Annotated in this window: 21 protein-coding genes; 9 read left to right on the top strand and 12 right to left on the bottom strand. The window is 71.7% G+C overall.

The window, feature by feature from the left end:
- Nucleotides 1–33 precede the first annotated feature (33 nt).
- Nucleotides 34–1,260 (top strand): acyltransferase, encoded by a 1,227-nt coding sequence (locus ACIBK8_RS27110; RefSeq protein ID WP_399044476.1) that lies wholly within the window; start codon nucleotides 34–36, stop codon nucleotides 1,258–1,260.
- Nucleotides 1,261–1,348: 88 nt separating this feature from the next.
- Here ACIBK8_RS27110 and ACIBK8_RS27105 read toward each other — a convergent pair whose 3' ends face one another.
- Together ACIBK8_RS27105 and ACIBK8_RS27100 are read right to left on the bottom strand one after the other, a co-directional pair.
- Nucleotides 1,349–2,368, bottom strand: coding sequence for an aldo/keto reductase (locus ACIBK8_RS27105; RefSeq protein ID WP_399044475.1), 1,020 nt, complete (start codon nucleotides 2,366–2,368; stop codon nucleotides 1,349–1,351).
- 4 nt (nucleotides 2,369–2,372) lie between these two features.
- Nucleotides 2,373–2,861: a MerR family transcriptional regulator gene (locus ACIBK8_RS27100; RefSeq protein WP_399044474.1), complete on the bottom strand. Its 489-nt coding sequence runs from the start codon at nucleotides 2,859–2,861 to the stop codon at nucleotides 2,373–2,375.
- A 174-nt stretch (nucleotides 2,862–3,035) separates the two neighbouring features.
- Between ACIBK8_RS27100 and ACIBK8_RS27095 the strand changes: the two genes are divergently transcribed.
- The gene (locus ACIBK8_RS27095) at nucleotides 3,036–3,866 is read left to right on the top strand and encodes a serine hydrolase domain-containing protein (RefSeq protein ID WP_399044473.1); all 831 of its coding nucleotides are present in this window, start codon (nucleotides 3,036–3,038) and stop codon (nucleotides 3,864–3,866) included.
- Between the two features lie 130 nt (nucleotides 3,867–3,996).
- Here ACIBK8_RS27095 and ACIBK8_RS27090 read toward each other — a convergent pair whose 3' ends face one another.
- Nucleotides 3,997–4,668 carry a pirin family protein gene (locus ACIBK8_RS27090; protein ID WP_399044472.1) on the bottom strand — a complete coding sequence of 224 codons (672 nt, stop codon included), beginning with the start codon at nucleotides 4,666–4,668 and terminating at the stop codon, nucleotides 3,997–3,999.
- A 57-nt stretch (nucleotides 4,669–4,725) separates the two neighbouring features.
- On the opposite strand from ACIBK8_RS27090, the gene ACIBK8_RS27085 reads away from it, so the two are divergent.
- The 5 genes from ACIBK8_RS27085 to ACIBK8_RS27065 all read left to right on the top strand — a co-directional run bounded on the left by ACIBK8_RS27085 (nucleotide 4,726) and on the right by ACIBK8_RS27065 (nucleotide 9,705).
- Nucleotides 4,726–5,910, top strand: a complete 1,185-nt coding sequence (locus ACIBK8_RS27085) for a PucR family transcriptional regulator (RefSeq protein WP_393679981.1) — start codon at nucleotides 4,726–4,728, stop codon at nucleotides 5,908–5,910.
- A gap of 89 nt (nucleotides 5,911–5,999) precedes the next feature.
- Complete coding sequence (locus ACIBK8_RS27080) at nucleotides 6,000–6,953, top strand: ACP S-malonyltransferase (RefSeq protein WP_399044471.1); 954 nt, start codon at nucleotides 6,000–6,002, stop codon at nucleotides 6,951–6,953.
- 14 nt (nucleotides 6,954–6,967) lie between these two features.
- Entirely contained in the window at nucleotides 6,968–8,014 is a 1,047-nt protein-coding gene (locus ACIBK8_RS27075) for a ketoacyl-ACP synthase III (RefSeq protein ID WP_399044470.1), read from the top strand.
- A 101-nt stretch (nucleotides 8,015–8,115) separates the two neighbouring features.
- Complete coding sequence (locus tag ACIBK8_RS27070) at nucleotides 8,116–8,364, top strand: acyl carrier protein (protein WP_399044469.1); 249 nt, start codon at nucleotides 8,116–8,118, stop codon at nucleotides 8,362–8,364.
- 75 nt (nucleotides 8,365–8,439) lie between these two features.
- Nucleotides 8,440–9,705 carry a beta-ketoacyl-[acyl-carrier-protein] synthase family protein gene (locus tag ACIBK8_RS27065; protein ID WP_399044468.1) on the top strand — a complete coding sequence of 422 codons (1,266 nt, stop codon included), beginning with the start codon at nucleotides 8,440–8,442 and terminating at the stop codon, nucleotides 9,703–9,705.
- A gap of 78 nt (nucleotides 9,706–9,783) precedes the next feature.
- Here the strand turns inward: ACIBK8_RS27065 and ACIBK8_RS27060 are convergent, their stop codons facing one another.
- Together ACIBK8_RS27060 and ACIBK8_RS27055 are read right to left on the bottom strand one after the other, a co-directional pair.
- On the bottom strand, nucleotides 9,784–10,659 hold the full coding sequence (locus ACIBK8_RS27060) for an NAD(P)-dependent oxidoreductase (RefSeq protein WP_399044467.1): 876 nt from the start codon (nucleotides 10,657–10,659) through the stop codon (nucleotides 9,784–9,786).
- A 58-nt stretch (nucleotides 10,660–10,717) separates the two neighbouring features.
- On the bottom strand, nucleotides 10,718–11,212 hold the full coding sequence (locus tag ACIBK8_RS27055; RefSeq protein WP_399044466.1) for a DUF3145 domain-containing protein: 495 nt from the start codon (nucleotides 11,210–11,212) through the stop codon (nucleotides 10,718–10,720).
- Nucleotides 11,213–11,538: 326 nt separating this feature from the next.
- On the opposite strand from ACIBK8_RS27055, the gene ACIBK8_RS27050 reads away from it, so the two are divergent.
- A complete protein-coding gene (locus ACIBK8_RS27050) occupies nucleotides 11,539–12,459 on the top strand; it encodes an SGNH/GDSL hydrolase family protein (RefSeq protein WP_399044465.1) in 921 nt (306 codons plus the stop codon).
- On the opposite strand, the gene ACIBK8_RS27045 is transcribed toward ACIBK8_RS27050, so the two are convergent.
- From ACIBK8_RS27045 to ACIBK8_RS27015, 7 genes are all read right to left on the bottom strand, one after another.
- The gene (locus ACIBK8_RS27045) at nucleotides 12,456–14,543 is read right to left on the bottom strand and encodes a trypsin-like peptidase domain-containing protein (protein ID WP_399044464.1); all 2,088 of its coding nucleotides are present in this window, start codon (nucleotides 14,541–14,543) and stop codon (nucleotides 12,456–12,458) included. The genes ACIBK8_RS27050 and ACIBK8_RS27045 overlap by 4 nt on opposite strands.
- Before the next feature lie 67 nt (nucleotides 14,544–14,610).
- On the bottom strand, nucleotides 14,611–15,933 hold the full coding sequence (locus ACIBK8_RS27040) for a hemopexin repeat-containing protein (protein WP_399044463.1): 1,323 nt from the start codon (nucleotides 15,931–15,933) through the stop codon (nucleotides 14,611–14,613).
- 129 nt (nucleotides 15,934–16,062) lie between these two features.
- Nucleotides 16,063–16,293, bottom strand: coding sequence for a hypothetical protein (locus ACIBK8_RS27035; protein WP_399044462.1), 231 nt, complete (start codon nucleotides 16,291–16,293; stop codon nucleotides 16,063–16,065).
- 146 nt (nucleotides 16,294–16,439) lie between these two features.
- Nucleotides 16,440–16,622 (bottom strand): hypothetical protein, encoded by a 183-nt coding sequence (locus ACIBK8_RS27030; protein WP_399044461.1) that lies wholly within the window; start codon nucleotides 16,620–16,622, stop codon nucleotides 16,440–16,442.
- Nucleotides 16,623–16,704: 82 nt separating this feature from the next.
- Nucleotides 16,705–16,887, bottom strand: coding sequence for a hypothetical protein (locus ACIBK8_RS27025; protein ID WP_399044460.1), 183 nt, complete (start codon nucleotides 16,885–16,887; stop codon nucleotides 16,705–16,707).
- Nucleotides 16,888–17,027: 140 nt separating this feature from the next.
- Entirely contained in the window at nucleotides 17,028–17,234 is a 207-nt protein-coding gene (locus tag ACIBK8_RS27020; protein ID WP_399044459.1) for a hypothetical protein, read from the bottom strand.
- Between the two features lie 39 nt (nucleotides 17,235–17,273).
- Nucleotides 17,274–19,718 carry a S8 family serine peptidase gene (locus ACIBK8_RS27015; RefSeq protein WP_399044458.1) on the bottom strand — a complete coding sequence of 815 codons (2,445 nt, stop codon included), beginning with the start codon at nucleotides 19,716–19,718 and terminating at the stop codon, nucleotides 17,274–17,276.
- A gap of 278 nt (nucleotides 19,719–19,996) precedes the next feature.
- Here ACIBK8_RS27015 and ACIBK8_RS27010 point away from each other — a divergent pair, with 278 nt between their 5' ends.
- Complete coding sequence (locus ACIBK8_RS27010) at nucleotides 19,997–20,710, top strand: BTAD domain-containing putative transcriptional regulator (protein WP_399044457.1); 714 nt, start codon at nucleotides 19,997–19,999, stop codon at nucleotides 20,708–20,710.
- The last annotated feature ends 139 nt before the right edge of the window (nucleotides 20,711–20,849 follow it).

The raw sequence follows: 20,849 nt of genomic DNA, 5'->3' as shown, positions 1-20,849 counted from the left end.
CCCGCCGCAGTCCTCCGACCGCAAGGACGTCTCATGTCCCTCGCCCTGCTCTCACCTCTCAGAGACACCGTCCGCACCATCGACGCACGCACCCCCGCACACCGTGACCGCGCCATCGACGGGCTGCGCGCCCTGGCCCTGCTCGCCGTGCCCACCGGGCACTGGCTGCTCGGCGGCTTCACCCTGGACGCGGACGGGGCGCTGCACAACGCCAGCCCGCTGACCGCCGTCGGCGGCCTGGCACCGGCGAGTTGGGTGCTCCAGATGCTCGGCATCTTCTTCCTCGTCGGCGGCCACGCGTCCGTGCTCTCCTTCCGCCGCGCCACCGGACGCGGCACCTCACCCGGCGCCTGGCTCGGCACCCGGCTGGCGCGGCTGGGCCGCCCGGTGCTCGGCGTCGCCGCCGTCTGCGCCGCGCTGATCACGGTGCTGTCCCTGCTGGGCGTGCCGGAGGCGACCCTGCACACCGGGGCGACGCTGGTCATCCAGCCGCTGTGGTTCGTCGGCGTCTACGCGGTGGTCACCGCGCTCACCCCGTACTGCCTGCGCGCGGCCCGCCGTTGGGGCGCCTGGACCGCGGCCCCGCTGCTGCTCGCCGTCGCCGTCGTCGACTACCTGCGCTACGGGCCCTTCGAGGCGGCGATGCCGTCCTGGCTGAGCCTGCTCAACCTGCTGCCCGGCTGGCTGTTCGCCTACCAACTGGGCGTCTGCTGGGGCGAGAAGAGACTGGGGCGCGGTGCCGCGTGGACGCTGCTGGCCGGTGGGACCGCTCTGTTCGCCGTGCTGCTGCTGGAGTTCCACTACCCGGCGAGCATGGTGGGGGTGCCCGGCCAGGCGCGTACCAACTCCCATCCGCCGTCGCTGCTGGTGGTGGCGCTGGCGGCGGCCCAGTCCGGTGCCGCGGTGCTGCTGCGCGACCGGCTCGCACGGCTGCTGCGGCGGCCCGCGCTGTGGGCGCCGGTCGTGGTGATCAACCTGTCGGCCATGACGATCCTGTGCTGGCACCAGACGGCGCTGCTCGGCCTGGCCGTACCGGCCTCGTACCTGGGCGGCATACCCGGTCTGACGCTGGCCCCCGACTCGTCGGGGTGGGTGCTCGCCCGGCTGGCCTGGCTGCCGGTCTTCGCCGTCGTCCTGGTCGCCATCAGCCGCGCCACCCGCCGCTTCGAGGCACCGTGGAGCGGCGTCCCCGGCAGCCGGCGCACCCTGGCCGCGGTGCTCGCCGCCGCGTTCGCCGTCTTCGCGCTGCGGCTGGCATAGGGCGGGGCCGGGAGGCGCGGGCCCGCCGAGGCGCGGGGCCGGGAGGAGGCCCGCCCCCGCGCCGCCGGGTGCCGGGTGCCCGTTGCAGCTACTCCCGCCCGGCGGAGGTGAACGTCATGTCCGCGTACCGCTCCCCCGCGACCTGCGCCGCGATCGGCGCGAGCCGCGCCAACTCCTCGTCGGTCAGCCGGATGCGGGTGGCGGCGGCGTTCTCCTCGACCCTGGTGCGCTTGCGGGTGCCCGGGATCGGCACCACGGCGAGTCCGTGGACGGCCGCCTGCTGCTGCACCCAGGCCAGGGCGATCTGGCCGACGGTCGCCCCGTGTGCGGCGGCGACGGCACGCACCGGCTCCAGCAGCGCGGCGTTGGCCGCGGCGTTGTCGCCGGTGAACCGCGGCTGCTGGCGGCGGAAGTCGCCGCTGTCCAGTTCCTTGTCGGCGCTGACGAACGAGCCGGTCAGGAAGCCGCGTCCGAGCGGAGAGTACGGCACGAAGCCGACGCCCAGCTCGGCGGCTGCGGCCACCACACCGTCCTCGACGTCGCGGCTGAACAGCGACCACTCCGACTGGAGCGCCGCGATCGGATGCACCGCCTGCGCCGCGCGCAGCTCGCCGGCGGTCACCTCGCTGAGCCCGAGGTGCTTGACCTTTCCCTCGGCGACGAGTTCGGCCATCACCCCGACCGTCTCCTCGATGGGGACGCGCACATCGCGCCGGTGCATGTAGTAGAGGTCGATGACGTCCACGTCCAGCCGCCGCAGGCTGCCTTCGACGGCCCGGCGTATGTAGGGGGCGTCGTTGTTGATGATGCGCTTCTTCGGGTCGGCCGGGTCGAAGGACAGCGCGAACTTGGTGGCCAGCACGATCTCGTCGCGGTGCGCCCGGACGAACGGCGCGATGAACTCCTCGTTGGCGCCGTCGCCGTACGCGTCGGCGGTGTCGTAGAGGGTCACCCCCAGTTCCAGGGACCGCTCCAGCGTCGCCCGCGCCTCGTCGGGGTCGTCGGTGGGCCCGTAGGCGAAGCTCATGCCCATGCAGCCCAGGCCCTGCACGCCGACCCGCGGGCCGCCGGTGCCCAGTTCAACCGTCTCGATCTTCTCGTCAGTCATGACCTCAGAACCTTTCGGACGCCCGACGGGCATCGGCATAGATATCGATCTTGCAGTCGAGGACGGTGAGCGTGCCCTGCAGCTCCGCGATGCGTCGCCGTACGTCCTCGCGGTGCGCGGTCAGCAGCCGCTCGCGTTCGGTGAAGGTGCTCTCACCCGCCCTGACCAGCTCGGCGTAGCGGACCATGTCGGCGACCGGCATACCGGTCAGCCGCAGCTTGCCGACCAGGTTCAGCCAGTCCAGGTCGCGGGGGGTGAACCGGCGCTGTCCGGTGTGCGTGCGGTCGACGTGCGGCATCAGCCCGATCCGCTCGTACCAGCGCAGGGTGTGCGCGCTGAGCCCGGTGATCCCGGACACCTCGCTGATCGTGTAGTGGTCCCGCCCGGCCGGCCGGGGGCGCCACTCGGCCTCCACACAACCGCGTCCGTTCCCCCGCAGGCCACCGGCCGCATCCCCCTGGTCCGTCACCGGCCCGCTCTGCGTCACCGTCATGCCGCGTCTCCCCTACGTCGGTGGTCGATCCCTCTCGACGTGGTCAACGCTAGAGGCTTTGAGTGCACTCCAAGCAAGGCCGGACTTGACCGGGATTTGGGTCCTGACGTCCGGTCCGTACGCCGGGCAGGACGCCCCGGGCATGCCCCGGAGGCCCGGCGTTAGGCTCGACCCATGCAGAGCCTGCGGATGATCGAGACCTGGCCGGTGCCCCACGCCGCGGCGGCCGTCGTACGAGCCGACGGTGGCGTGGCCGGATCGTACGGCACCCTGGACCGCCGCTTCCCGCTCGCCTCCGTCACCAAGCCGCTGGCCGCGTACGCCGCGCTGCTGGCGGTCGAGGAGGGCGCGGTCGAGCTGGACGAACCGGCCGGTCCCGAAGGCGCCACGGTCCGTCATCTCCTCGCGCACACCTCGGGCCTCGCCTTCGACGAGCCGCGGGCGATGGCCGCGCCCGGCACCCGCCGGATCTACTCCAACGCCGGTTTCGAGGCGCTGGGCGACCACATCGCCGCGGCCACCGACATCCCCTTCCCGCAGTATCTGCACGAGGCGGTGCTCGAACCGCTGGGCATGACGGCGACGGAACTGGCGGGCTCGCCCGCCAAGGACGGCGTCTCCACCGTCGCCGACCTGACCAGGTTCGCCGCCGAACTCCTGGCGCCGCGGCTGCTGGCCCCGCAGACCTTGGCCGGGGCGACGTCGGTGGTCTTCCCCGGCGTCACGGGCGTCCTGCCGGGCTACGGCCACCAGAAGCCCAACGACTGGGGCCTGGGCTTCGAGATCCGTGACGGCAAGTCGCCGCACTGGACGGGCAGTTCGTCGTCCCCGCGCACCTTCGGGCACTTCGGGCAGTCCGGCACGTTCCTGTGGGTGGACCCGGAGGCCGCGAACGGCGCGGGCGCCGCGTGCATCGCGCTGACCGACCGGGCGTTCGGCCCCTGGGCGGTCGACGCCTGGCCGCCGCTGACCGACGCGGTCATCGCCGAACTGCGCGGGGCGTAGGACGGCCACAGCCGGGCAACGGCCGGGCGCGGACGGGCAGAAGAAGCAGGGCGGGGCCGGGCGGACGGGGCCCCGCCCTGCCACAGCCATACGAAGCCGCAGCCGTACGCAGCCACAGCCGTACGAAACCTCAGCCGTACGAAACCTCAAGCCCCATCTCCCAGATGAGGCACTCGGCGTCCTCCAGGGCCGTCAGGCGGAGGCCGTCGGCGTCGGTGATCCGCGCCTCGTCCCCGGCAGCCAGCCGCTCGTCGCCGAGCAGCAACGCGCCGCGCACCACCTGCACCTGCGCCCGCGGCCCGTCCGGCACCGCGGTGTGCGCACCGGCCGCGAGCCGCCGCACGTGCAGCGTCGCGCCGGCCCGCGGCAGCGGGTACGGCGTGCCGTCGGCGATCTCGCGCACCACTTCGTACTCCGGCTCCCCGCCGAACTCGACGGGCGCCAGCCACATCTGCACGAACCGCAGGGGCCGATCGGCGTCGTTGCGCTCCACGTGCCGTACGCCGCCGGCCGCGCTGAGCCGCTGGAGGTCGCCGGGCCGCACGGTCGTCGCGTGCCCGGTGGAGTCCCGGTGGGTCAGTTCGCCATCGACGACCCAGGTGACGATCTCCGTCTCGCGGTGCGGATGTTCGGCGAAGCCTGCGCCCGGGGCCAGCCGCTCCTCGTTGCACGCGATCAGTGCGCCGAAGCGCAGGTTGCCGGGGTCGAAGTGGGGGCCGAAGGAGAAGGCGTGCAGCGTCTCGATCCCGGCATCCGGATCGCCGCCACGGTAGCGTTCCTTGCCTCTGCGCACCGCAATCATGGAGCCACCGTAGCCCCGCCGCGCCACCTCCCCGCCCCGATAAGGCAGTCTTGTCCCGTGTCTGAACCCGCATCGCGCGCCCCTCATCCGCACCAAGCGACCCTTCGCCGGCTGGAGAAGTCGTCCGGCAAGCTGGCGGCTGCCGCCATCGCCCGCATGGACGCGCAGCTGCCGTGGTACCGCGCGATGCCACCGGAAAACCGTTCCTGGATCGGCCTGGTGGCACAGGCGGGCATCGCCGCCTTCACCGAGTGGTTCCGGCACCCCGAGACACCGCAGGCCATCAGCACCGACGTCTTCGGCACCGCGCCGCGCGAGCTGACCCGGGCGATCACGCTGCGGCAGACCGTGGAGATGGTGCGGACGACGATCGAGGTCATGGAGTCCGCGATCGACGAAGTCGCGGCGCCGGGCGACGAGTCGGTGCTCCGCGAGGCGCTGCTGGTCTACGCCCGCGAGATCGCCTTCGCCACCGCCCAGGTCTACGCCCAGGCCGCCGAGGCCCGCGGCGCCTGGGACGCCCGGCTGGAATCCCTGGTGGTCAACGCGGTGCTCTCCGGCGAGGCCGACGAGGGCGCGGTCTCCCGGGCCGCGGCCCTGGGCTGGAACTCCCCCGAACACGTCTGCGTGGTCCTGGGCACCGCCCCCGACGGCGACAGCGAACTGACCGTCGAGGCGATCCGGCGGGCCGCGCGGCACGCCAAGCTCCAGGTGCTGACCGGCGTCCTCGGCACCCGCCTGGTGGTGATCGCCGGCGGCTCGGACAATCCGCTCAAGGCCGCGAAGGCGCTGATCGGCCCGTACGCCGCGGGCCCCGTGGTGGCCGGGCCCGTGGTCTCCGACCTGCTGGCCGCGACCAGGTCGGCGCAGGCGGCGGCGGCCGGGCTGCGGGCCTGCGCCGCCTGGCCCGACGCGCCGCGCCCGGTGCTCGCCGACGATCTGCTGCCCGAGCGCGCGATGGCGTCGGACCCGGTGGCGCGCGACCAGCTGGTGGAGGAGATCTACAGACCTCTGGAGGAGGCCGGCTCGGCGCTCCTGGAAACACTGAGCGTCTACCTGGAGCAGGCCAGCAGTCTGGAGGGCGCGGCGCGGATGCTGTTCGTGCACCCCAACACCGTGCGCTATCGGCTACGACGTGTGACCGACGTCACCGGCTGGTCCCCGTCCGACGTGCGCTCGGCATTCACCCTGCGTATCGCACTGATCCTGGGGCGTCTGGCTGACGGTGAGGCCCAGCCCTAGACTTTTGTCGAACACCAACAATTCCCCCGATGGTTCTTCGTCCCTGTCCCCACGGGCGGGCGGGACCTCCCACAAGAGAGAGTGTGAGGGTGCTCGTACTCGTCGCTCCCGGCCAAGGCGCTCAGACGCCCGGCTTCCTGACCCCCTGGCTCGACCTCCCCGGTGTCGAAGACCGGCTCCGTGAGTGGTCGGCCGCCATCGACCTGGACCTGGTCCACTACGGCACGAAGGCGGACGCGGACGAGATCCGCGACACCGCGGTGGCACAGCCGCTGCTGGTGGCATCCGCCCTGGTCTCGTCCCGGCAGCTGTTCGCCACACCCGATGAGTTCCGCGCCGGCGTCGGCGCAGCCGCCGGGCACAGCGTCGGCGAACTGGCCGCCGCCGCCTGGACCGGCACGCTCACCGACACCGCCGCCATGACGCTGGTCCGCAGGCGCGGGCAGGCGATGGCCGAGGCCGCCGCCGTCACCGAGACCGGCATGGCCGCGCTGCTGGGCGGCGACGAAGCCGTCGTGCTGCCGCACCTGGAGAAGCTGGGCCTGACCGCGGCGAACGTGAACGGCGCGGGCCAGATCGTCGCGGCCGGCACCGCCGAGCAGATCGCCGCCCTGGTCGAGGACAAGCCGGAAGGCACCCGCCGGGTCGTCCCGCTGAAGGTGGCAGGCGCGTTCCACACCCGCCACATGGCGCCCGCCGTGACGGCGCTGGAGACCGCGGTCGCCGAGCTGACGGTCGCGGACCCGCACACCCTCTACGTTTCCAACCGGGACGGCCAGGTCGTCGCCTCGGGCCAGGAGCTGGTGCAGCGACTGGTGGGCCAGGTGGCCAACCCGGTGCGCTGGGACCTGTGCATGGAGACGTTCAAGGAAATCGGCGTCACCGCGATCATCGAGGCGGCGCCTGGCGGCACCCTCGTGGGCCTGGCCAAGCGGGCCCTGCCCGGCGTGCAGACCCTCGCCCTCAAGACCCCCGACGACCTCGACACGGCCCGCGCGCTGATCGCCGAGCACCGCTCTCCCGCCGCCCCGTCGGCCGAATAAGGAGCCCGAAGCGCATGACCTCGAAGATCAAGCCTGCGAAGGGCGCCCCGTACGCGCGGATCATGGGTGTCGGCGGCTACCGTCCGACCCGTGTGGTGCCGAACGAGGAGATCCTCAAGCACATCGACTCGTCCGACGAGTGGATCCGCTCACGCTCGGGCATCGCCACCCGGCACTGGGCAGGACCCGACGAGACGGTCGCCGTCATGTCGGTCGAGGCGTCGGGCAAGGCCATCGCCGACGCCGGGATCACGCCCGAGCAGATCGGCGCCGTGGTCGTCTCCACCGTCTCGCACTTCAAGCAGACCCCGGCCATCGCGACCGAGATCGCGCACCGCATCGGCGCGGGCCGCCCCGCCGCCTTCGACATCTCCGCCGGCTGCGCGGGCTTCGGCTACGGCCTGACCCTGGCCAAGGGCATGGTCACCGACGGATCGGCCGAATACGTCCTGGTCATCGGCGTCGAGCGGCTCTCGGACCTGACCGACCTGGAGGACCGTGCGACGGCCTTCCTGTTCGGTGACGGCGCGGGCGCGGTGATCGTCGGCCCCGGCAAGGAGCCCGCGATCGGCCCGACCGTGTGGGGCTCGGAGGGCGACAAGTCCGAAACGATCAAGCAGACCATCGCCTGGGACGCGTATCGTACGACGCCGTTGCCCGGTGGCAACGGCCCGGAGGAGCGCACCGCCCCGGAGGAGATCCGCTACCCCGCCATCACGCAGGAGGGCCAGGCGGTCTTCCGGTGGGCGGTGTTCGAGATGGCGAAGGTCGCCCAGCAGGCGCTGGACGCGGCCGGAGTCAGCCCGGACGACCTGGACGTCTTCATTCCGCACCAGGCCAATATGCGCATCATCGATTCGATGGTGAAGACTCTGAAGCTGCCGGAAAGCGTCACGGTCGCCCGTGACGTGGAGACCACCGGCAACACCTCGGCCGCCTCCATTCCGCTCGCCATGGAGCGGCTGTTGGCGACCGGACAGGCCAAGAGCGGCGACACCGCGCTGGTCATCGGCTTCGGGGCGGGTCTCGTGTACGCCGCGACGGTCGTTACCCTCCCCTAGGCAAGATCTACACAGCGCCGTCCTTCGTCGGATGTGCCGGATGCTGTAAAGAGCTTCACCACATCACGCAGTTTTCCCCTAGAGCACCAAGGAGCGCCATCATGGCCGCCACTCAGGAAGAGATCGTCAAGGGTCTCGCCGAGATCGTGAACGAGATCGCCGGGATCCCGGTCGAGGACGTCCAGGTGGACAAGTCCTTCACCGACGACCTCGACGTCGACTCGCTGTCCATGGTCGAGGTCGTCGTCGCCGCCGAAGAGCGCTTCGACGTGAAGATCCCCGACGACGACGTCAAGGGCCTCAAGACCGTCGGCGACGCGACCGACTACATCCTCAAGCACCAGAGCTGATCCAGCTCCTGCGCATGTCGCCACCCAGCGGTGGCGCCGTATTCAGACCCCTCTACCCGTGGAGTAAGAATTCCTGTGAACGCGACCAATCGCACCGTGGTCGTCACCGGTATCGGCGCAACCACACCACTGGGTGGCGACAGCGCTTCGACCTGGGAAGCCCTGCTCGCCGGCCGGTCCGGTGTGAGCAGCCTCGACGAGGACTGGGCGGCCGACCTTCCGGTCCGCATCGCCGCTCGGGCAGCCGTCGAACCGACCGAGGTCATTGCCAAGCCCCAGGCCCGCAAGCTGGACCGTTCCGCGCAGTTCGCGCTGATCGCCGCCCGTGAGGCATGGGCGGACGCCGGCTTCACCGCCAAGGCGGGCGAGGACACCTCCGTCGACCCCGACCGGCTCGGCACCGTCATCGCTTCCGGCATCGGCGGCGTGACGACCCTGCTCGGCCAGTACGACGTGCTCAAGGAGAAGGGCGTACGCCGCGTCTCCCCGCACACCGTGCCCATGCTGATGCCCAACGGCCCGTCCGCCAACGTCGGCCTGGACGTGAACGCCCGCGCGGGTGTGCACACCCCGGTCAGCGCCTGCGCCTCCGGCTCCGAGGCCATCGGCTACGCCATCGAGATGATCCGCACCGGCCGTGCGGACATCGTCGTCGCCGGCGGTACGGAAGCGGCCATCCACCCGCTGCCGATCGCCGCCTTCGGCAACATGATGGCGATGTCGAAGTCCAACGACGACCCGCAGGGTGCCTCCCGCCCCTTCGACACCGCGCGCAACGGCTTCGTCCTCGGTGAGGGCGCCGGCGTGATCGTCCTGGAGTCGGCCGAGCACGCGGCCAAGCGCGGCGCCAAGGTCTACGCCGAGGCCGTCGGCCAGGGCATCTCCGCCGACAGCCACGACATCGTGCAGCCCGAGCCGTCCGGCAACGGCATCGCGCAGGCGCTGCGGAACCTGCTGGACAGCAGCGACCTGGACCCGGCGGAGGTCGTGCACGTCAACGCGCACGCCACGTCGACGCCGCAGGGCGACCTCGCCGAGCTGAAGGCGCTGCGCAAGGTCTTCGGCGACGACACCGACCACATCGCCGTGGCCAGCACCAAGTCCATGACCGGCCACCTCCTGGGCGGTGCGGGCGGCGTCGAGTCGGTGGCGTCGATCCTGTCGGTGTACCACCGCGTGGCACCGCCGACGATCAACGTCGAGAACCTCGACCCGGAGATCGATGTGGACGTCATCCAGGGCGAGCCCCGCAAGCTGCCCGCCGAGGGCCGCATCGCCGCGCTGAACGACTCGTTCGGCTTCGGCGGCCACAACGTCGTGCTGGCGTTCCGCACGATCTGATCCCGGCCCGCCGACGTACGAGGGCCCGCCCGGTCGCATCGCCGACCGGGCGGGCCCTCGCGTCATCCGCGCAGGCGCTCAGCCGCCGAAGCTGGCGTGATAGGCGGCGGCGCCGTCCTCGTCGCCGTGCCCCTGCTCCTCGGCCCGGCGGAACCGCTCGGCCGCCGCTGCCGCCAGGTCCATGCGCACCCCGGCCGCTTCGGCGGCTTCGGCGATCAGCCGGGCATCCTTGCGCGCCGTGGACACCGTGAAGCTCGCCGGGTACGTGCCTGACAGGATCAGCTCCGCCTTCATCCGCAGGTAGGGCACGTCGAGCGGGCCGCCGGCGACCGCGGCCAGGAAGTCACGCGGCTCGACACCGAGCCCTTCGGCGAGCGCGAGCGCTTCCCCCGCGCCGTTGACGAGCGTCAGCACCCAGCTGTTGGCGACGAGTTTGAGCCGGCTGCCCGCGCCGTTCGCGCCGTCCTCGCCGACCCACTGGGTGGTCCGCCCGACGACGTCGAAGACCACGGCCGCCCGCTCCCTGACGTCCTGGGGCCCGGCCGCCAGAATCGTCAACTCTCCCTTCTCCGCGGGCACTTTGGTGCCGAGCACCGGCGCGTCGACGAACCGCAGGCCGTGCTCGCGGGCGAAGTCGGCCAGCGGCGTGACCTCTTCGACGCCCGTGGTGCTCATCTGGAGCCACAGGGTGCCCGGTGTCAGCGTGGGCGCGGCCTGCCGCAGCGCGTCGAGGACGGCGGGGCCGTCGAGCAGCATGGTGAGCACGATGTCCGCGCCGTCCACCGCCTGTTCCGGGCTGCCGACGACGCGGATGCCGTCGGCGGCCAGCGGTTCGGCCTTCGCGCGGGTGCGGTTCCAGGCGCGCACGTCGAGCCCTGCGCCGGCGAGATTGCGGGCCATCGCCGTGCCCATGATGCCGGTGCCGAGCACCGCGATCGAGATGTTGTCAGCCATGCCCACAAGCTAGAGCGTGGAGTGCGCTCGAAGGCGGCAGGCGGTGGCGCGGCGGGTGTCAGACGACCTGGTGGAGCCAGCGCACCGGGGCGCCTTCGCCCGCGTACCTGAACGGCTCCAGTTCGTCGTCCCAGGGCTTGCCGAGCAGCTTGGAGACCTCGGCGGCGAGGTCCGTCTCGCCGTCGGCCGACCTGGCCAGGGCGGCGCGCAGCCGGTCCTCGGGGATGAGGATGTCGCCGTGGATGCCGGTGACGGCGTGGAAGATGCCCAGTTCGGGGGTGGAGCTGTAGCGCTCACCCTCGGCCTTGGCGCAGGGCTCGGCCGTCACCTCGAAGCGCAGCAGGTGCCAGCCGCGCAGCGCGGAGGCGAGCTTGGAGGCGGTGCCGACGGCGCCCTGCCAGGAGAATTCGGCTCTCCAGGTGCCGGGGGACGCCGGCTGGCGGATCCAGTCGAGGTTGACGCGTACGCCGAGGACGCCCGCGACGGCCCATTCGACGTGCGGGCACAGCGCGCGCGGTGCGGAGTGGACGTAGAGAACTCCACGTGTCGTCACCGGGACCTCCAGTGCGGTTCGAGGTTCGCCTTCCCCAGCGGCCTCGTGCCCGTTCCGGTCATGGCCGGGACAGTTACTGACATTCTGCCCCAGTGATCACTTCGGCACCAGCATGCCAGGTGACCTACAGTAAACACCATTAGGCCCAATTTGCCGTAAAACGGACAGGAAATGACGGAATGGAATGCGTTTGTGCCGACTGTACGTACCCCGTTCGGGGCAGCGCCGGCACGGCACAGGGCAAAGCTATCCCGCCGCGCCGACCGGAGGGTGACGTACCGTCGGTACCTGAAGAGATATCACTCAGGCGCCGGAGGGGACAGGGGATGAGGACGTTCGGACAGCCGTTCCGGCGTCGGCCCGCACGCTCCGCGATCCGGTCGGCAACGCCCGTGGCCACGGTGGCCGCGCTGCTGTTCTCGCTGGCCGGATGCAGCGCCGACGGCAACTCCGCCGCCGCAGGCCCCAGTCCCGGGGTCACCGCGCCGTCCGTGAAACCGGCGCCGGTCTGGCGCACCGACCCCGGCTCGATCGCCGCGCTCGGTGACTCCATCACCGTCGGGTTCGACGCCTGCACGGTGCTCTCCGACTGCCCCGAGGTCTCCTGGTCCACCGGCACCTCACCCAAGGTCGACAGCCTCGCCCGGCGGCTGCTGGAACACCCCGCGCGGCACAGCTGGAACTACGCCAGGACCGGCGCGCTGATGAGCGATCTGCCGGACCAGGTGGACGCGGCCAAGGCCCGCAGGCCCGAGCTGGTGACGGTGCTGATCGGCGCCAACGACGCCTGCCGCAGCGACGTACGGGCGATGACCCCGGCCGCCGCATACCGCGCCGACTTCGCCCGCGCCATGAAGAAGCTGCGGCGCGCGCTGCCCCGTACCCAGGTGTATGTGGCCGCGGTGCCCGACCTGCTGCGGCTGTGGTCCGAGGGGCGCAAGAACCCGCTCGGCAAGCAGGTGTGGCAGTTGGGGATCTGCGGCTCGATGTTGCACGATCCGGACAACCTGACGGAACGCGCGGTCAGCCGGCGCGAGAAGGTGCGCGACCGCGTGGTGGCGTACAACAAGGCACTTGAGGACGTCTGCGCCGACGACGCCCTCTGCCGCTTCGACCGTTCGGTGTTCGACTACCGCTTCACCGAACAGCAGCTGAGCAGCTGGGACTGGTTCCACCCCGGCACCCGCGGCCAGGAGGAACTGGCCTCGCTGGCGTTCCGGACGATCACCGGGAACGACAGCCGCTAGACGTCGAGGGCCTGTGCGAGGCGGGTGGCCACCTCCGGGTGGGAGAGGTATGCGTCGATGCGGTGGGCGCGGTCGCGGGCGTTGATGACGGCGATGTCGGTGACCTCGCCCCATACGGGTGCGAGGGGGCAGCCGACGGCGACGGCGTCGGTCGGGCACCAGACGTTGATCCAGTCGGTGACGGACGCGGGGCGCTCGGTGCCGGGTCGCAGGAGTCTGCGGTGGACGGCGTCCAGGCCCAGCGGGCTGCCGACGGTGACCAGCGTGAGCGGGCGCAGGCCGGCGGGGAGCCGGGAGAGAAGGTCCATGGCGACGACGGTGCCGAGGCTGTGGGTGACCCAGACGAGTGCGCCGGTGGCCGGCAGGGTCTCCAGGACGCAGTCGAGGACGCGTCCGCGGGTCTGCCGGTCGCCGAGGTAGCCGGCGACGTCGGAGAGGGTGGCGGCGATGACCCATTCGTCGAGGTCGGTCCTGGCGGCCAGCCAGCCGAGTTGCCTGCGCAGCCTCGCGACGAGCGTTTCGGTGAGGCCCTCGGTGGCCGGCCGGTCGTCGGGCGGCAGGCCGGCGGCCCGTGCCGTCTCGGCGATGAGCTGCCGGTAGATCTCCCCGGCGGGGCCTGGTGGCGCGAGCAGTTCGGCGGGCGAGGAGGCGGACGGTGCCAGGGGCGGGGCGGGCGCGGCGCCGAGCGCCTCGTCGGCGGGGTGCCCGATGGCCGCGGCCAGCAGGTCGCCGTAGTACGGGAACCAGATGTCGGCCGGGGCGAGCGGGGCGGCACCGGCGCGGGTGAGCCCCTGGTTGAGTCCGCCGGTCCAGTCGCGGCGCAGTGCCTCCGGGTCCTTGCCCTGCTGGCTTCTGCCGTGCAGGAACGCCAGGTTGCGGGTGCCGCCGAAGGCTCCGGGGCGGGCCCGCAGCCCGGTGCGGTGGAGGGATTCACCGGATTCACCGGATTCGTCAGATTCACCGGATGTATCGGATGCGTCCGGTCCCGGTCGTGGTGTGCCGCCTGCCACCGGGCCTGCGGGGAGCGGCGTCACCGGGTGGCCTGGGCCGTAGGCGAGGCCGGACTCGGTTCCCATCTCCGCGAGGAGGCTCCGCCGCCTGCTGTCCAGGGGGAGCGCGGCGAGGTGGGCGAGGACCGCGCTGATGCGGATGCCTTCGTTGGCGACGTAGTCGACGGCGTCGTCACCGTCGCTGCGCAGCCACGGCCGGCCGTCGCGGCGCAGGACCCGTCCGCGGTCGTCGGTCCTGGGGACGCCGAGGTGGTGCAGCGCCACCACCTCCCACTGGTCGTTGAAGACCGGGGATCCGGAGTTGCCCGGCTCGGTGTCGGCGGCGTATTGGAGGAAGTCGTCAAGACGCACCAGGAGGGCGTTGCTCCGGAGGGCGATCTCCTTGAGACGGCCGCCCGGGTGCCCGATGACGTTGACCGGCTCGCCGACGACGACGGTGCCGAGCTGGGCGCTGAGTTCGTTCCAGCCGAAGATCTCTCCGGGGGCGCGGCTGCCCGCGGGACGGACGTGGACCAGCGCGAAGTCGAGGTACTCGTCGGCGAGGAAGAGCGTGTCGGGGTCGAGTCCCCTGCGGACCCCGGCGTCGGGGGTGTTGTCGATGGTCACCTGGGCGTTGAACTCGACGCAGCAGGAGTGCGCCGTCGCGGGGTCGGGCAGCACGTGGTGATTGGTCATCAGCAGCCGCGGGGAGACCAGGAAGCCGGTGCCCTGCGGGAGTTCGCGGCCCGCGCGGCGCAGGGATATCCGGGCGACGGTGGCGGCGGCGCGGGCGCCGCGCGGCAGGAAGCTCCAGGGTTGCAGTTCGTTGGAGATCCCGATGATGCGTTCGTTGGTGACCGGCAGGTCAAGGGCGTCGGCGTGGATCTTCGCGACGGCGGCGGCTGCGGGTACCCCTGCCCTGTCGAGCAGCCGCCGCGCGCGGGCCGCGATGGCTTCCGGGGAGTCGGGAAACCGCTCCCCCGCCGCCAACTGCTCCTCGACGAGGCGGCGTTCGTCACCGGTGTCCCGGTAGCGGCGCGCGGCGGCTGCGGCCTGGTTCTCCCACTGCGTGTGGGTGTTGTCGATCGCCGGCATGGCTCTCACCGTTCTGGCCGTGGAGGTGGCCGCCGCTCAGGTCACGGGCCCGGCTCGCCGGGCCGCCTCATACCCGGGTGGGGCCGATCTGCATATGGATGTGGTCCTGGTGGGCCTGCCGCAGGACCGGGTCACCGCCGTAGTCCGGGTAGAGGACGAAGCCGGCGCCGCCCAGGTCCGGCATCGGCCAGAGGTTGGCGGCGCCGATGCCGCGGGCCTCGCATTCGTACGTCGCGTACCGGAACGCCGTGGTGAAAAGACCGAACGCCAGGGCATCGACATCCGGGGCGATCCGCACCTGGCTGCCGGGGCGCGGCGGGAGGTTTCCCCAGTCGGCTTTGACGGACTTGCGGAAGGCCGCCCCGTCGAAGGTGCCGCCGATGGCCGAAAGGTCCAGCGCGCGGCCCTGGTTGTGGCAGTCGTTCGGCGGCCCCTGGCCGTGGCCGATGCCGAGGTGGAACAGCTCGGTGACCTCGGGGCTCGACGCGTTGATCCATCGGGTCAGCCGGTACAGCGCGATGAGCATGCGCTGGTCGACGTTGTCGAAGAAGTTCGCCGCGGTGTTGAGGGCGTTGGTGTAGCGGATGCCGTCGACGGTGGCGGGGCCCACGGTCACCCGCTGGGCGGGGGTGGGAGAGACGATGCCGCCGGGCCCGTCGACGAAGACCGGGCTCTTGAGGGTGAGTTTGCCGCGCCTGATCAGGTCGGCCATCAGCCCGTTGGCCTTGCCCGGACTCAGCATCCGGGCCGGGGTCACGCCTCCCGCGGGGGTGCCGTCCAGGTGGAAGTCGACCAGGTCGCCGCTCGTGTCGACGGTGTCGGCGTCGACGTCGTAGCGCTGGTAGCGGTCGCCGCGGAAGAAGTAGGCGAAGCGCCCGCCGGGATATACCGCGGCGTCCAGTCCCTGGGTGAAGAGGCCCGGCCAGGCTCCGGCGATCTTCCGCGGGTAGCCGGAGTCGGCCCGGTCTGCGGTGATGTCGTACCGGAGGTAGGAGTCGCCCTTGAAGAGGAACAGTTTGCCGTTGCCCCAGTTGAGCGCCGCGTCGATGCCCTGCTGCCAGTTCGGGCCGCCGCCCGAACCGTCCGGCAGTCCCGGCCAGCCGCCTGCGACGGTGAAGGGCGGGTTGGGCGGCAGGTACGCGGCGTCGACACGGTCGGATACCTGGTCGTAGCGCTGGTAGTGGCCGCCGTTGAAGGCGTACGCCTTGCCCGCGCCCCACCACACGAACGCGTCGGGCGAGCCCGTCAGGCCCGGCCATTCGTCCGCCACCACCAGGCCGCCCTGCTCGAAGCTTCCGGTGACCGTGTTGTACCGGTGGTAGGTGTCGTCGTCGAAGAAGAGGTACACCTTGTCGTTCGGCCAGGCGATGGCCGTTGCGAGTGCCGCCATGACGCCTTCCTTTCCGAGTGCGGCCGGTCTCCGCCGTCCTCGCGGGGACCGGCCGTGGAACCGGTGCCGGGGTCACGGCCGTGGGACGCGGCCCCGGCTCCCACGGGTTCGGAAGAGATCTCCCGTGGTTCAGAAGAGATCTCCCGGCCCCGGGTCCTGCACCCACGGGCACTCCTCGCCCTCGGTGTCGTGGCAGATGAGGGGGCCCGGATCGTTCACGTCGCCGCCGCCGAACGGCTGGCCCACCTCCCTGCGGACCAGACTGGCCACCCCCTCGTCGTCGAAGGGATACGCGACAAGGAACGGTTCGAGCGGCTCGGCACGGTTGACCACCCCCTGAACCGGCAGATGGAGCTGCATGATGGTGCCTCCCGTCGAAAGCGCACGGTGTGCGCCGGAGCCCCGGCGCGGCCCGGTCCGTGTGTCCGGCGTTCAGCCGGGGTGACCGGACCTGCCGGGGCGGCGCCGGCGGTGCGGCGGGCCGCTGCCGCCGGCGCGTGCCGGATTCAGAGATCGAGGATGTCCTTGAGCGTGTCGAAGAAGTCGTTCGCCTCGACACCTCCGGTGTCGTCCCAGGCAGCCACGGACGCGGCTGCGGTGCGGTCGACGGGCGGCGCCTGCCGCGGCATCTCCAAGGTGCCCGGCATCCGCGGCCGGTCCGCCTTGCGGTCGGTGCGTTCGCTCTTCATGGCCTTCCTTCCGCCGTGCCGAGTTCCCTCGGCAGAGGGGTCGGGCGCCGGTGGCAGCCGTCGTCACCGGCGCCCGGTGTGTTCAGATCGGCAGGATCTTCGAGAGGAGCCCGGTGAGGAATCCGTCCGCCTCGACACCCGCGGTGTCGCCTGCCGCGCCGGCGGCTGCGCCCGTGCTGCGGTCGATGGGCGGCGACTGCCGCGGCATCTCCAGCGCGCCGGGCACCCGCGGCCGGTCCGTGTCCCGCTCAGTACGTTCGAACATCAGATTCTTCCTTTCGCTGTTGTCCCGTTCCTCGCGCCGACGGCGGTTCCGCCGGCACCTTCCGCCCGGTGGGCGCCGCCTGCGGCGGCAGCCCGGCGGCCTCTGTGCACCGACGACGGGTCACCGACCCCTCGCTGCACCTAGGCTCCGCCGCGGGCGAAGCACATCTGCCGGGCGATCCCGGTCATGTCCGCGCACCGCATGGCCGCTTCGACGCCACCGTCCGCGGCGTCGTACGCCGTGCCGGGTGCCGCGTCGCCGCGGGGTACCGGCGGCACCTGCGCGGGGAGCGCGAGCGCCGGCCCGTGGTCGGGTGCGTTCCGCTGCTCGTGGCCGCTGCTGTTCATGGTCAACTCCTTTGCCTCGCTGTCGTGTTGCCGGATGGCTCACATGTCGCCGAGGAAGGTGTGGACCGGCGCCAGGCTCACCGGAGGGATGTCGCTGACGTCGATGGTGAACAGGTAGTTCACCTTCGCCCGGCGGTCGTCCTCGGGGTCCAGGAAGGTGACGACCACGTCCTGGCAGTCCGAGCCGATACGGCAGTACGGGCTCTTCGAGACCCGGACCGTGTCCAGCGAGTAGAGGTTCATGCTCGACCCCGGCACGTAACTGGCGGACAGCAGGCCCTCCTTGACCTGGTTGCCGAACTGGAAGGCGTTGGTGCCCGCGTAGTTCAGCGCGCGGTCGGCGGAGCTCTGCCCGAGGTTGCGGAACTGGTAGTAGATCTTGTCCAGCAGCGCCCTGATCGTCTTCTCCAGGTCCTGCTGGTTGGTGGTCGCCTCGTTCCTGTGGTCGCTGGTGACCCCGTCCACCACGGCCTTGACCAGCGCCGTCTCGTTCCAGGTGGCGAGTCCGCGGCTCATGACCTCGACGACGGGTACGACCTGCCCGGAGAACAGCCGCGTGGTCCGGTCGGTGAGCCTCCCCGGTATGGACACCCGGGAGACCACGTCCTCGTCACCCGGCAGCCTGGCCTGTCCGGCGATCGCTTCCCTGAAGACCTTGTAGACCGTGGACACCGGCGGATAGGAGCGCTCCATGAGGAGCTGCGCGAGCGCGTCCGGGTCGGTGGTCGCCGCCTTCGCCTTCGCCTTCGCCTCGGCCGGGTCAGGCGGGACCGTGCCGCCCCAGTTCATGCCGACCGGCGCCTCCGCCTCCAGCGCGTAGATCGGCGTGCGGTCCAGCTCCAGCGTCCAGGTGAGCTTGTCGCTCTCCCACGGGTTCGCCGACAGGTACGCGCTCAGCTGCGTCGGGTTGTAGATGTTGGGCTGGACGAACGACGGTTCACCTTTCGGGCCGGGCCGGCCCTCGGTCCAGGGCATCAACTGCCGGAACGTGTCACGGCGGGCCTCGGTCCGGAAGTCGAAGCCGATCGTCCCGATCGCGTAGATCAAGGGGCGCGCGCCCCCGCCCCCGCAGCCGCAGGACGCTCCGGTCCCGCCACCGCACGCCGCCTGCACTCCCGCGTGCGCGGCGCCGGCCCGCTCCGGCGGTCCGGTCTGCGCCGGTGCGCTCTCAACTGCCCGGCCTGCCTGCGCCGTCCCGCCGGCCGCCGTCTGCGGCATCTCGTGCGGTTCCATGGCATCTGCTCCTTGCCTCGCACCGGAATCCGGCGTCTGCGACGAGGGCTCACCGGTCGCGCTGCCCTCCTGCTCCGCGGCACTCGCCTGCCACTCCTGCGCCGCCGGATCTCCCGGCGCCGCCGGGTCCTGCTCGCCCGCGCCGCCGGGCGGCGGCTCAGGGGGCGCATCGGCGTCCTGGCCCGTGGTGACGGGCACGTCATTGGCATCCATGGCACCTGCTCCCTCACTCGACTCGGTGTCCGGCGCCCCGGACACAGCGGGCCCGCCGGCAGCGTTCACCCCCGTTGCGGGGGAAAGTTCTCCGGTGTCCTGTGCCGCCGCGGGCGACGGCGCCGCGTCGGCCACCCGGCCGGCAGGCGTGCGGTCCGCCTCCGTGATCAGCCGGTGCGCGCCCGCGACGTCCATGTGACCGGCGAGATACCGCCGGCAGCCGGGCGAGTCGCCCGGCGCGCACGGAGGGGCCCACGCGCTGTCGACCAGGGCCCGGCGCACAGCCTTGGGGTCGGCCTTCCGCCCTTCCCTGAGCTGCGTGGCCACCAGCAGTGCGGCGGCCCCTGACACCGCGGGGGTGGCGAAGCTGCTCCCGGTCATCGCTCTGCGCCCGCCGCCGGGTACGGCCCCTTCGATGTCCTGGCCCGGAGCCAGTACACCGTTCTCGCGGTACACCGCCGCCCAGTTGTTGATCTTCAGCGGCGTACCGTCGGTCCCGCTCGCCCCCACCGCCAGCACCGATGACACGGCCGCCGGCACCTGAAGGCAGTCGCATCCGTCGTTGCCGACGGCCGAGACCACCAGCACGCCGCTGTCGTCGCACAGCCGCAGAGCCCTGCTCAGCAGGCTCTCCGCCTGCGTGTCCGGTGTCCGCTCACCACCACTGATGTTGATGATGTGCGCGCCCTCCTGCACCGCCTGTTCGATCGCGCGGGCCAAATCCAGTTGGGGCACACGCCCTTCCCGCGCGTCGCGGAACACCGGAATGATCAGGCCCCGGCACCGCGGTGCCACGCCGACGACGGTGCTGCCCGGCTGCCCGAACAGCAGACTCGCCACATGTGTACCGTGCAGCGACATCGGCCCTTGCCCGGCGGGCTCTTGCACCAGCGTGTCCAGGCGCGTGAGATCCGCGCCCGCGAAACACGGATGGGACAGGTCCACCGGACCGTCCAGCACGGCGACGCAGACCCTGGCGTCGCCCAGCAGTTCCTCGTCGCTCAGTGCCGGGCACCGGATCACCGACCTGGCTTCCATCCGGACCACCTTTCCGCCAAGGGCACGGGCCCCGGCATCCGTTCACCACGAGGTTCGGACCGCCTCGTTCCGCGGCCGTGCCACGAACGCGCAAAAGGCGTTCCGCAAACGTCTCCGAAACATTGCCGAAGCGTCTGTCCCGCCGGTCGGACGCCATGTGAAAGACTCCGGAATTCCTTCCGGGGACCGAGGAAATCCCGCAGTGTCCGCGCCTGTTCCGGCCTTCCGCGTGGCATATCCGGATGCGCGGACCGGCGGCCGGTCCCAGAGTGGTGTGTGTGATCGCGAACAGCGCCTACCTGCAACTCCTCAGGGTTTTCGAGTTCGCTTACGACGGCAGCCGCATTCCCCTCCCCCTGGGCAGCCAGCGCCTGTTGGCCCTCCTCGCCCTGAACCCGCGCGGGGTGCACCGTGGGGCCGCCGCCGAACAGCTCTGGCCCGACTGCACACCCAGCCGCGCGGCTGCGAACCTCAGGTCAGCCCTGTGCCGGGGCCGGCGGACACGTTCCGTAACCGTCATCGACAGCTCGGGGCACCGCTTACGGCTCTCGCCCGCGGTGGACGTCGACCTGCACGCGCTGCGGGCCGCGGCGCAGCAGCACAGCGCCAGGCAGCGTCCCCTGCCGGCCGACTGCGACCCGCTGGTCGGCGAACTCGATCAGGAATTACTGCCGGGCTGGCCCGACGAATGGCTCTCCCTCGAACGCCAACGCTGGGACCAAGCCCGCCTGCACGCCCTGGAAAGCATCGCTCAGCAGCTCCAGGAGGCAGGGGCGTATCTGCTCGCACTTCAGGCCGCGATGACCGCCATAGACATCGATCCGATCCGTGAATCCGCGCATCGCATCGTCATCGAAATCCACTCGGCCGAAGGCAACACGGCCTGCGCGCTGAAGCATTACCAGAGCTACCGTGAGCTGCTGCGGCAGGAGCTGGAAACCCTGCCGTCCCCGCACATGACGCGCCTCGTCGAGGAACTCAGCTCCGCCTAGAGCGTGTCCCCCGTGCCGGTCAGGGCGTGTCCCTTAGGGGCGCGGGGCGGAAAGCTCATCCCGTGGCGCGACGTCCCGGGGGCCCCGGTGCTGAAGGATGTCCCGTGACCGGTATGCCGCCTGCCTCAGGAGAACCCTT

It is taken from the genome of Streptomyces sp. NPDC050161 (genome assembly GCF_044460025.1).
In the GTDB taxonomy this organism is placed as follows: domain Bacteria; phylum Actinomycetota; class Actinomycetes; order Streptomycetales; family Streptomycetaceae; genus Streptomyces.
This window is presented reverse-complemented; position numbering and strand designations above follow the sequence as displayed.